The organism is Runella sp. MFBS21, assembly GCF_029433105.1.
GTDB lineage: Bacteria > Bacteroidota > Bacteroidia > Cytophagales > Spirosomataceae > Runella.
On the sequence record NZ_JARNTW010000018.1, the window covers coordinates 83,130 to 95,543 of the forward strand.

The 12,414-nt window shown below is 44.2% G+C and carries 9 protein-coding genes; all 9 read right to left on the reverse strand.

The window, feature by feature from the left end:
• Positions 1 to 49: 49 nt before the first annotated feature.
• Positions 50 to 2,278: a DUF4175 family protein gene (locus P1X15_RS25040; RefSeq protein ID WP_277340874.1), complete on the reverse strand. Its 2,229-nt coding sequence runs from the start codon at positions 2,276 to 2,278 to the stop codon at positions 50 to 52.
• Complete coding sequence (locus P1X15_RS25045; RefSeq protein WP_277340875.1) at positions 2,275 to 3,534, reverse strand: BatA domain-containing protein; 1,260 nt, start codon at positions 3,532 to 3,534, stop codon at positions 2,275 to 2,277. The genes P1X15_RS25040 and P1X15_RS25045 overlap by 4 nt, the downstream gene beginning before the upstream one ends.
• A 33-nt stretch (positions 3,535 to 3,567) precedes the next feature.
• Positions 3,568 to 4,431 carry a DUF58 domain-containing protein gene (locus tag P1X15_RS25050; RefSeq protein WP_277340876.1) on the reverse strand — a complete coding sequence of 288 codons (864 nt, stop codon included), beginning with the start codon at positions 4,429 to 4,431 and terminating at the stop codon, positions 3,568 to 3,570.
• On the reverse strand, positions 4,403 to 5,404 hold the full coding sequence (locus tag P1X15_RS25055; protein ID WP_277340877.1) for a MoxR family ATPase: 1,002 nt from the start codon (positions 5,402 to 5,404) through the stop codon (positions 4,403 to 4,405). The genes P1X15_RS25050 and P1X15_RS25055 overlap by 29 nt, the downstream gene beginning before the upstream one ends.
• 3 nt (positions 5,405 to 5,407) lie before the next feature.
• A complete protein-coding gene (locus P1X15_RS25060; RefSeq protein ID WP_277340878.1) occupies positions 5,408 to 6,025 on the reverse strand; it encodes a DUF4159 domain-containing protein in 618 nt (205 codons plus the stop codon).
• 50 nt (positions 6,026 to 6,075) lie between these two features.
• The gene (locus P1X15_RS25065; protein WP_277340879.1) at positions 6,076 to 7,413 is read right to left on the reverse strand and encodes a TldD/PmbA family protein; all 1,338 of its coding nucleotides are present in this window, start codon (positions 7,411 to 7,413) and stop codon (positions 6,076 to 6,078) included.
• 29 nt (positions 7,414 to 7,442) lie between these two features.
• A complete protein-coding gene (locus tag P1X15_RS25070) occupies positions 7,443 to 9,083 on the reverse strand; it encodes a TldD/PmbA family protein (RefSeq protein WP_277340880.1) in 1,641 nt (546 codons plus the stop codon).
• A 235-nt stretch (positions 9,084 to 9,318) separates the two neighbouring features.
• A complete protein-coding gene (locus P1X15_RS25075) occupies positions 9,319 to 10,635 on the reverse strand; it encodes a TldD/PmbA family protein (protein ID WP_277340881.1) in 1,317 nt (438 codons plus the stop codon).
• Between the two features lie 20 nt (positions 10,636 to 10,655).
• Positions 10,656 to 12,302, reverse strand: a complete 1,647-nt coding sequence (locus tag P1X15_RS25080; RefSeq protein ID WP_277340882.1) for a TldD/PmbA family protein — start codon at positions 12,300 to 12,302, stop codon at positions 10,656 to 10,658.
• Positions 12,303 to 12,414 lie beyond the last annotated feature (112 nt).

The following is a 12,414-nucleotide window of genomic DNA, read 5'->3' on the forward strand; positions in this document are numbered from 1 at the left end:
TCGATTAAGAAATTTCAGAATTCAAGGTAGCCTCGTTGTGCTTTAACACTCATTTCAAATGCTGCCAAAAAGCTTTTTCAAGTTTTTTCTCGCTTGAAAAAGAGGTATTAGAGGCGGCATTTTTAGCCGGCAAGCTTTGCGACACAAGTCCGTGTAACTTTGTTTTTAAAGCTACTTTTTCGTCAGTAGAAAGAGGTCTGTCACTGGCAAGTTTTTGCAATGTACCCAAAACAGCCCACTGCGACATTCCACTGTTGATGGCTTTAGGAGTCAGATAATTGCTTAGTTCCAACACTTTGCGCTTCTGCCAAGCAGTTAATTTATCATCCTTGCTTTGTGTCTCGATTATCCCCATCACATCCGCTATCAAAATAGCCGCTTGCTGAGAAGTATAGTTTTTTTGACTCCGATAAGCCTCGTTATAATTTTTCAATTCTCCTGTCATTCGTTTTTCTTTTTCCTTAATAGGAGGCGGGTCAAAACTCGTTTTCTTGGCAAAAGTGCGCGCTTTTTGTTGCGCCGATTTCAGAAACTCTAAGGCTTTTTTCTCAAAAGGAAGGGCTTTTTGTGGCTCATACAAACGTAAATGCAACTCCGATTGCCACATTTGCTCCAACGCCATTTTCAGCAACGACCGAGTCGATTGTTCATAAAAAGTATAGGCTTCGCCATCATCATGCGAGTGGACATATTCTTCCAAAATCGCCGCTACGGGGTCCTTTTCGCTGTCATCTTTTTTGCCCTCTCCGTGGGAATGCCCCTCATGCGAGTGCCCCCCGCCCGACTCGCCGCCTTCGCCTTGGTCGTGAGCATGTACAAACCCATGCAGCAACGCAAATCCTACGACCGCATCCCCTTGGTCATCTTTGGGCAGGGCATTGCCTCCTCCAATAGACGTTTCAAATTCTTCGCCGAGGTATTGGCCATAGCGCAGTCGCAACGCTTTTTGGTCAAAACCAATTTCGTTGGAGGTACTATTGAATTCCTTCGTTGAGATTTTTTTCTGTTTGGCAATGAGCTTTTCGGTATCAATGATGATTTGGCGCTGACTTCTAAAATATTCAGGCAGTATGTTCATCGCCATCGTGGCAAGTTCGGCCTCTTCTACTTTTGAGGTATCTTTATATACTACGAAGTAAGTGTCTGATTTTGAAAAGTTAGGCTCGGGGCGTTTGTTGTCGATAGCTGCCCAATAATAATATAATTCGTCGCCGGGCGCAAAATTCAGAGCCTTCAAATCGATACGTTGGGAGATATTGGCTTCTTTAAAATTGGCTTGTGCAATCGGAAATTTCACCTCCCTAAACTTCACATTTTCGCCTGAGCCTCGCGCTACCGTCGCCACAATAAACGCCTGATTTACTTTAAAATCATCCGAAATTTTGGCCGAGATTTGCATTACTTTAGGGTCTTTCAGAAAATGATATTGATACAATTCTTTGGAGGCAGGCTCGATTTTGGGGGCTAAATCTGGCACGGCTTCCAAACGATAAAAGTCTGATTGATAGACCAATGAGTCTTTCCAGTAAGCTTTGATACCGTACAAGCCCGAATTGTAGAGTTGGTCAGTGTATTCAAATTGCTCGCCTACCTGCTTAAAGGGCAGTTCTTCGTTTCGATTGTTGGTCAGCGTAACTCTCACTTTTTCTGATTGACTCAATTTCAATTCCCACTTAAGTTGAGAACCACTGACTGCCGTGGCATTGAGGTCGGTAGTAGTTTGGGAAGACAGCTGCGTGTAAGCAGGAGGAGTCACGGTCAAAGTCGCTGACACAAACGTAGGCGCTTTTAGAGGCTGACTTTCAGAAGTTTGAAGTTGGGTAGCTGAACTCAAAGCTTCAATAGCTTTTTCTTTTTTCAAAAAAGGAATTCCATAATAAAGCCCACCCGCTATCGCAACACCCAACATATAAAGCCCGATTCGCTCCAAGGCAAAAAGAGGCAATTTTTGTTCCTGAATTTTTTCTCCTAGTCTCTCCAACTGAAGCTGCTCGGCGATGTTGGGACTTTGTAATTCGAGCAGTTCGAGGCTGTATTCTGTATCGCTCAAATGATGATGAATATAGCGAATTGCTCTTGGTTTTTGGTTTTGAAATAGGCCTGTATAATAGGCCCCTACGCCAAAAGCCAACAAAGCCCCCACGACAGCAATAGCCATCGAAGAAGTGATAAGAGATGAAAACAAGAAAAAAGCGAAAGCCAATAAAACGCATTTCAACAATGCGTTGGCATATAGCTGATACATCGCTTGCCTAATGATACGCTGAAGTTGATTCATGATTTTTTTGTAATGGATAACCAACGTTCAATAATTACTATCAATACCAACAACAATAAAATTAATGTTGAAAACACACCTTCGGCTGATTTTTGCCGTAGTGCCTGATTTCCTTTTGACCTAACTTTAAAAATCGACTGAAGTTGTTTTGCACTAAGCAAAGCCCTCGAACGATTCAATCCAAAGTCCTTTACTAGCCATTCCCCTAGCCATTCGGGAAGTTGGCCGTTATAAACCATTTCAGAAGTTTGAGGAGTCAGACGTTCGCTAAGGGAAACAACTTCTCTAAAACGCTCTTGATTCAGCTCCGCAAAAGAACCTGTGGCATTGCCCAATACAAAACAGAGCGTTTGGGGCGTAAAAGCCGTTTGGTTTTGAAGCAAGGCATTGTTGTCTGTCAAAACTATATCGTATTTTTTGGAATTTTGTAGGTGTTCATCCACCAAAAATTCAAGCTGATATACGTCTTTCAACGATTCGAAAGCGGCCTTAATCGTCTGACGTTCAAGACTATCTTTTGTATCAAGCAAAACTTCAATTACTCCTTGATGAACCGCTGTATTTGCAAATTTCAGGTTTGATGGTAACACATCCCCCACCGTCAATAATTGCGCATTGTTCACAAAAACCTTCTTATTATTGGTTAATGAAAGATAATTTTGAAGCACCTTTTGCGAAGAATCAACCACCGAATGTAAAGAAATAGGGCTTGAGGTGTAAATAGTGGAAGCATCACCAAAGCTGACATCATTGGTCATATAAAGCTCATATTGGATTCCCTTTTCGGGACTATGGAGAGCATCTACTTCATTAAGAAAAGTTTGCAGTACCAAAGGGTCAAAGTCCGAAACCGTGGGTATCGCGGTAAGATTTTCGAGCGGGGTGGGCGCATCGCTTATCCAATATACCTTTTCTCCTTTTGTAAGAGCGCCTTCGATTTCAAATCGAAAGTTATTTACTACCCACTCACTAGGTTGTACCAAATGAATTTTAGAATGATGGTCGGAAGTAGCGGTATTTTTTAATATAGGTTTTGCCAAATAAAACGCCAGCAGTAACAACAACAAACACCGCAACAAAAGCAGTAAAATATTGTCCAAACGAATACCTTTCGCTGGTTGCAGGTCTTTTTCGATAAGCCATTGAGTAGCAGCCCAAGGTAGTAGTTTTCCCTTTTTTTGGTGCCAAAAATGCAGGGCAATCGGAATCGCTACTGCCAAAGCACTCCACAACATCAAAGGGTTTAAAAATTCCATCTTCAATTTCTCTTTTTTCCAACCATTATATTATCACTTGCGTTTACTCAAGGCCTCTATGATGACCTGAGCAATAGGCGTTTGGAGGCTACGCCGAATCAAATAAACATAGGGCATAAGCAAGGCTTCTTCCAATGTTGCCAAATATTTTTGGGCTTTTTCTCTTACTTCGGCTTGGATGGTAGCCGCTTCAAGTTCTATTTCTTTGCCGGTCTCTAAATCTTTGAATCGATAAAAACCGCTTAGGCTGAAGTGCATTTCTTCTTCTCCCAACACCTGAAAAATAAGCACCTCCCGACGAGGACTCGAAACTTGCTGAATGAGTTTGAGCCATTCGTCGCCTACTTGCAAAAAATCAGACACGAGTACCAGCAATTCCTTCTGTTTTTGTTGAAATTCCGGAAATTTGGGATTGTCATTTTGCCAACTACCACTCGCTTCTACCTTTTCCAATTCGTACAAAATCCGTTGGAAAGATTGTTTCCCACTGGGGACAATCGTCTGTAAGCCCCCATTTTTGAGCGCATAAAGGCTCATTTGGTCGCTTTGGCGGTAGCCCAAATACGCCAACGAAGCCAATAAAATCTTGGCATAATCAAGCCGACTAACTCCCTTTTCGGCATAGTTCATCGAGCCCGACAAATCCAGCACAAAACGCAGGTGAAAATTGCTTTCAGTGGACGATTCTCGCACCAAATGTTTTTGGGTACGGGCGTAGAGTTTCCAATCAATGCGCTTGGGGTCGTCGCCCGGTTCATAATGACGGTATTGCTCAAACTCAATTCCCACACCCGAGCGCTTACTTCCATGAATCCCGAGCATCAACTCCTCACTAACCAATCGACCGGCCAATTGGAGATTGTTGAGTTTAATGAGTTCGGTGGTTAGAAGCGTCATTTTTAAGGAGTTCGGTTACGACATGGTCAGTGGTGATGTTTTCTGCTTCGGCCCTAAAATTCAGAGCGATTCGGTGGCGCAGTACAGGGTAAGCCAAGGTTTGGATGTCTTCGGGGATCACCGAAAAACGCTGTTGAAGCACTGCTCGTGCTTTGGCACAGAGTATTAAGGCTTGTCCTGCCCGAGGGCCAGCCCCCCAGCTACACCATTTTTTGACATAGTCGGAGGCGGTAGTTTGCGGGCGTGTCGCTCTTACCAGCTGATTGACTTTCATCACTAGCTCATCACTGATGTGTACTTGTCGGGTAAGTTTCTGCAAATCCATGATTTCATGGTCAGTCAAGACTCTTTGTAGCTGATTAGATACCATGCCCGTTGTATTTTTCAAAACCGCAAGTTCTTCTTGTTCGGTAGGATAATCAAGTTTGATGTACAACAAAAAACGGTCGAGTTGGGCTTCGGGTAGTGGATAAGTACCGGCTTGCTCGATGGGGTTTTGGGTGGCTATAATCAAAAAAGGACGAGGCAAATCATAATTGGTTCCGGCATAAGTGACCTTGTATTCTTGCATGGCTTCGAGCAGTGCCGCTTGGGTTTTGGGCGGAGTACGGTTGATTTCATCCGCCAAAACGATGTTAGCAAATATCGGTCCTTGGTTAAATTTAAAAAACTTACGCCCCGTTTCGTGGTCTTCTTCCAATATCTCCGTTCCGACAATATCGCCCGGCATCAGGTCAGGGGTAAACTGTACCCTTTTAAATTTCATTTCGAGAGCTTCGGCCATGGTTTTGACCATGAGCGTTTTGGCAAGTCCTGGCACTCCTTCCAACAAACAATGTCCACCTGCCAAGAGCGCAATCAGGATTTCGTCAATGACCTCTTGCTGCCCAACGATTATTTTAGCAATTTCTTTTTTGAGATGCGGTAATTTTGATACCAGCGATTTAAAGTGGGTTAAGTCTTGTGTTTCCAAAAGCTAAACAGTAGTTAGTGCGTAGTTGATGATATTTACTCCAAATTTAGTATTGTCTTCGGCGAGCCAGCGCTTATTTCGAAAATCATAATCCCACTCGCAGCCGTAGTCTTTGTTGCTATACAACACCCCAATGCGACCGTTGATTTGAATGGCTTTCAGGTAATCGTGCACCAAGTCATCGCCCCAGCCGTTGAGTTCAAAACTCGTAGTAGGTGGTCCTTCAAAATGAAAAAATGAATGGTAAATGGGGTGGTCATTCGGGATTTTTTGAAGGGCTTGTGCTCCAAAAGTCCTTGCCATTTCTTGTTCGAAAGATTTCGCAAACAGGCCGTCGATGTCGTGATTGCAATCATCTACAAAAACAAAACCCCCGTTTTCGACATATTTTTTGAAGTGTGTTCTTTCTTGCGCCGAAAACTCCACCAATTTATGACCGCTTAAGTAGCAAAACGGACTTCTGAACAATTCGACGCTGGTAAGTTGTACGATTTTTTCCTTTTCATCCACCGGAATCGTAGTATATTCTACCAACGAATTGAGGAGATTAGAGGGCATCCGTTGGTCGGTGTCCCAATCTCCCGAGGCATACTGAATCCGAGTAAAAACAAAAGGTCTCAAGTGTAATAATGGTGTTTAAAAACCCTCCCTTTCGGGAGGGTTTGGTATGGTTATACGGCATCCGAAAGCGACGAAAACGTAAACTCCCTGATTTTCATCGGAGGCAGGATATAGTTTTGGTTGGTTTCGGTACTTACTACTCTTTCAGGAATGCCCAAAGTCTCAAGGTTGTTGAGCATAATGATAGGGCTTTCATTGAAGCGGAAGTTTTTGATTGGATATTTTATTTTACCGTCTTCTATATAAAAAGTACCGTCGCGCGTTAGCCCCGTAAGAAGTAATGTTTGAGGGTCCACCGAACGGATATACCACAATTTAGTCACCAAAATGCCACGTTTGGTACTTTTAATCATTTCGTCCAAGGTAGCTGTTCCACCCGCCATGATCATGTTATTAGGTCCCGGAACGGGCTTAACGCCTTTCTTTTGCGCCCAAAACCGCGAATAAGTAAGATTTTTGACTACCCCTTTGTCAATCCAAAGCATTTTTCCTTGGGGCTGCCCATCTCCTGACCAAGCTGCCGCCGGAAGGTCTGGGTGGGTAGGATCAGAATAAAAAGTAACGCGTTCGTCCACGATTTTTTCGCCTAGTTTGGTTTTCCCACCTGGTTTACTAAAAAACGAACGACCTTCATCAGCGCTACGCGCATCCATGCCAAAGAAAATATTTTCAACCAATACCGCCGCCGCAGTAGGTTCAAGAATTACGGTATATTTACCCGGCTCCAATGCCTTAGCCCCCACCGAGCCCAGCGATTTCTGAACGGCGATTTTGGTAGCCGCTGCCGTATCTAGCTTCGAAAAATCGTTGTATCCTTTAGCTACGTAGCCAGAGCCAGTTCCGTCGTCGGTACGAACGGTGAGTGAAAAATTGACGTTGGTATTACGATAATAAGCAAAGAGCCCTTTTGAATTCATCAAAGCCGTAAACCCTTTTGCATCTTCCAAAAATCCAGCGGCGGTAAGTTTTTTATCACTCGATAGCGCCAAACTTTTGGCTACGGCATCGGCACGTTTGTCGGGAGTGACACTAGCCGTTGACTCAAAATAACCGTCCGATTTGATATACTGCTGCGGTTCGAGTACGCCCATGTACTCGGGGTTTTCGGGGGCGAGTTTGGCTAATTCTTCCGAACGGCGCACTACTTTTTCGATGGAAGCATCGTCGAATTCATCAATCGTAGCAACGCCCACTTTTTTACCAAAAGCAGACTGAACGGCTAAGTTTTTGTTGGTCAAAGCACCACTTGTAGAGACTTCATTGCGAGCATAGCGAAGATTACCACGGGTTTCTCCCAATAAATTCACTTCACACTCATCTGCTTTAGAATAGCTCAAAACCTTTTGCAACAAGGCTTTGGCTTCTGCTTCAGTTAATATAACAGACATTTGATAGTTCGATGTTTAGAGATTGGAGATTAGATTTTACGTGCTGTATTGATCACATTGACCCCATTGAAACGAGCCGTAGAGCTACCATGAGATACTGCACTTACTTGTTGAGGTTGTCCTTTACCATCAAAAAACGACCCTCCCAAACGGTAATCGCGCTCATCGCATACTTTCACGCAGGAGTTCCAAAACTCTTGGGTGTTTGATTGATAAGCCACATCTTTGAGCATACCCGCGATTTGTCCGTCTTTGATTTCGTAGTACAACTGACCTCCAAACTGAAAATTATAACGCTGTTGGTCAATCGAAAACGAACCATCTCCAATAATATAAATTCCTTTTTTTACATCTTTAATCATTTCGCTGACCGATAGAGGCGTTTTGCCCGCTGCTAGCGACACATTGGCCATGCGTTGGAATTGTACCGTTCCCCAGCTATCGGCATAGCAGCACCCTTGCGATTCTTTTTCGCCAATGATATGCACTTGGTCTCTGATAGCCTGATAGTTGACCAAGGTACCGTCTTTCACCAAATCCCATTTCTTGGTTTGTACCCCTTCATCATCCCAACCTACCGCACCTAGCGAGCCTACTTGGGTTTTGTCCGCAAAAAGATTCACTTCTTTGCTGCCATAATTAAAGTTTTTGGACTGCCATTTATCCAAAGTTGCAAAAGAAGTTCCGGCAAAATTAGCTTCATAGCCCAACACCCGGTCAAGCTCAAGTGGGTGTCCTACCGACTCATGAATCGTCAACCACAAATGCGAAGGGTCAAGGATTAAATCATATTTACCCGCTTCTACCGACTTCGCCGCCAATTTTTCTTTGGTTTGTTTAGCTGCCGCAATTACATCCTCCAACATATCGTAGCCTTTGTTGTAGCGGGTAGTGATGCCCGTTATTTTATCTTTGGGATTGGTTTGGAGGTATTCATAGCCCATTCCTACGGGCGCACTTAATGCTTGACGAGTTTCAAACTTACCCGTTTTAGGATCAATGGTAGTAACGGCAAAAATAGGCCAAATCCGATGAATGTCTTGGTCGATATAAGAGCCATCGGTGGAGGCAAAGTACTTTTGCTCATTGACCATGAATAGCACCGAATTGACGTAGTTGGCTCCATTTTTAAGAGCGGCGTCGTTGACTCCTAGCAGCAAATCTACCTTTTCTTGAATAGGCACTTCGAAGGCATTTCGTTGAATGGGCGCTTTCCAGCTTACTTCGCCATAGCCTTTTTGGGGAGCCAACTGTACGGGTTGCTTCATCAGACGCGCATTGGCTTTGGCAATCGCCACGGCTTCTTCGGCAGCTCTAGCGGTATCAGCTTCGGTTTTGGCATCTACGATAGCAGCAAATCCCCAACATCCATTGGCAATCACTCGCACGCCAACCCCATAAGATTCGGTATTGACGATGTTTTGAACTTTGTCTTCGCGAGTTACCACAAATTGGTTGAGATAGCGCCCAATCCTTACATCCGTATAGGTAGCACCTTTGGATTTGGCGGCATTGAGAGCGGCATCAGCTAGGCGTTTTTTGACGGCGACATCCACGCCACCGTCTAAGAGGGCTTCGGGGGCTACTGAGCGCCCCATGACAGGGATATTGGGGAGCATCATGGCACCCAATCCCATGCCCGAGAGTTGCATAAAATCTCTTCTTTTCAAGGCTAATTTTTGTGTTTAAGTTGGTTGTATGGGTAATAAGTGGCAAGCCACAGGATTCATGATTATTCACGACACTAGGGAACAATCGTCTATAGAATAAGCAAAAATCTTGATAAAAATAGACGAATTTCTCCCCCAATCGGGGTGATTTTGATAAATGGTCGAGATCAATGCCAAACGACAACCCCAAGCAAGGGAACAAAAGTCTTGCTTGGGGTGACTCATTGGAATTTGTCTAAACCGCATCCGATAGACTGGTAAAGGTAAAGTCCCTGATTTTGAGGGGAGGAATCATATTCCCTCTTACCCGAGTAGGTACGCCCATTGCTTCTAGGTTGTTGAGCATAATGATAGGGCTTTCGTTGAAACGGAAATTTTTAACAGGATATTTAATTTTACCGTTCTCAATGTAAAAAGTACCATCACGAGTAAGGCCTGTGTAAAGGAGTGTTTGGGGATCTACAGCGCGTATGTACCAAAAACGCGTCACTAAAATCCCTTTTTCGGTACTTTTAATCAATTCTTCAAGCGACTGACGTCCTCCTTGCATAATAAATCTCCCAGGAGGAGGAACGGCTTTTACGCCTTGTTTCTGCGCCCAATAGCGCGTATATGCTAAGTTTTTGAAAACACCGTTTTCAATCCAAGTCGTTTTTTCTTGCGGACGGCCGTCCATTGAAAAACCAGCATTAGGTGCATCTGGATTGGTAGGGTCTGAATAAATATTGACTCTTTCATCCAACAGTTTTTCTCCTAATCTCGTACCACCTCCTTTTTTACTCATGAAGCTACGGCCTTCGTCGGCACTGCGAGCATCTATACTGCGCATCATATTTTGAATCAAATCCAAAGCTGCCGTAGGTTCTAAAATCACGGTATATTTTCCTGGCTCAAGTGCTTTGGCCGATACCGAGGCCATGGCCTTCTGCATCGCAATTTCTGTCGAAACTTTTGCATTCAGCTTGGAGCTATCGTTAAAATCACGTGCTACATATCCTGAACCAGTGCCATCGGCGCTTCGTACTGTTACCGAAAAATCAACCGACGTAGATTTGTTGTAAGCAAAAAGACCTTTGCTATTGCCCATCGCCACAAACTCCGTGGTGTCTTCCAAGTATCCTGCCGCCGTCAAGTTTTTCTTTTTACAAGGGTCAATACTATCAAAAGCCACTTTGGCACGATAATCGGGGTCGATATTGGCCGTACTTTGGGCAAAAGTATTGCTTTCTACAAAAGTATGAGGCCCTAGCATGGGCATATATTCGGGGTTTTCGGGGGCAAGTTTGGCAATCTCCTCGGCCCGTCTTACCGTTTTTTCTAACGATTTGTCGTCAAACTCATTGATAGTAGAAGTCCCCGAGCGCTTTCCATACACGGCCGTTACAGCCAAGGCTAGGTCATACGACTCCCCACTTGTAGATACAGAATTGCGAGCGTATCTAATATTCCCGGTGCGGCTTCCTGTGAGGCTTACACTCATTTCGTCAGCTTTAGAAAATGCCAACACCTTATCTATGATTTTTTTAGCTTCTTCTTTGGTTAAAATAGCCATTTTTAATGTCGTTTTGGGGGTTATCCGATTTTTCTACCAGTATTGATGACATTTACACCGTTGAAACGTGTGGTAGCACTTCCGTGAGATACCGCACTCACTTGCGAAGGTTGTCCTTTTCCGTCGAAGAAAGAGCCAAATGTACGGTAGTCATCCTTATCACAAATCTGCGCACACGAATTCCAAAACTCTTGGGTATTTGACTGGTAAGCCACATCGTCCAACATCCCTACAATTTCGCCGTTTTTGATTTCATAAAACAACTGACCTCCAAACTGAAAGTTATAACGCTGCTGGTCAATCGAATAAGAACCCCGCCCTATGATATAAATCCCTTTATCAACGCCTTTGATCATGTCTTGGACATTGAGTTTTTCTTTACCAGGACGTAACGATACATTGGGCATCCGCTGAAACTGTACGGAGTTCCAATTGTCGGCATAACAGCAGCCATGCGATTCGTTTTCACCCAAAATATTGACTTGGTCACGGATGGCTTGATAGTTGACCAAAATTCCGTCTTTTATCAAATCCCATTCTTTACATGGTACGCCCTCATCGTCGTAGCCTACCGTACCCAAAGTATGGGGCTGGGTTTTGTCGGCCACAATATTGACAAGTTTGCTGCCATAATTGAAACTCTTGGTTTTCCATTTATCTAAAGTAGCAAAGCTTGTCCCTGCGTAGTTGGCCTCATATCCAAGTACGCGGTCTAGCTCCAGCGGGTGGCCTACCGATTCGTGAATGGTAAGCCCAAGGTGATTGGGATCAAGTACAAGGTCGTATTTACCGGGTATTACCGACTTGGCCGTTACTTTTTCTTTGGCTTGCTTGGCGGCCATGATAGCATCTTCCACCATATCGTACGAATTGCGATAACCAACTAAGCCATTTGGACCCGCAATTTTTTCGCTTGCTAATCCATCTAAATATTCATAGCCCATGCCCATTGGGGAGCTGATGGCATCTCTGCTTTTGAATTTGCCGGCTTGCTTATCCACAGCTGTGACCGTAAATGTAGGCCAAATGCGGTGAATATCCTGATCGATATAAGACCCGTCGGTAGAAGCAAAGTATTTTTGTTCATTAACAAAAAACAAATTGGAAGTCACGAAGCCAGCGCCATTTTTCATCGCCTCTCCGTTGACTTTCATCAACAGGTCGATTTTTTGCTGTACCGGAATTTCAAAGGCATTTTTCTGAATTGGGGTTTTCCAAGCCACCTCTCCTACTCCTTTTTGGGGCGCCAATACGACCGGTTCGGTCTGAATCTTGGCATTGGCTTTGGCAATCGCCACGGCTGTTTCGGCACACTTGGCGATTCCGTCAGTACTTACATCGCTTGTAGCAGCAAATCCCCACGTCCCATTGGCAATCACTCGGATACCCACGCCATACGATTCGGCATTGACGATATTCTGAACTTTGGTTTCACGCGTAAACAAATACTGCTGAAGATAACGACCAATGCGCACATCTGTATAAGTAGCACCTTTGGCTTTGGCGGCATTGAGGGCAATATCGGCCATCTTCTTTTTCATAGCAGCATCAGCTTTAGGGTCGAGCATTTGTTCGAGTGGAACTACGCTGCCTAAGACGGGAATCGAAGCCCCCATCATAGCCCCCAAGCCCATACTCGAAAGCTGAATAAAATCCCTTCTTTTCATACTTGGTTATTTTTGGGTGATTTGGTTTGGAAAGGTTATTGACACCTTATCGGTCGAAATGATTTATCGACGCGGTAGAGAAGGCAATAAAGGTTTTTCGTTTTGATGATGA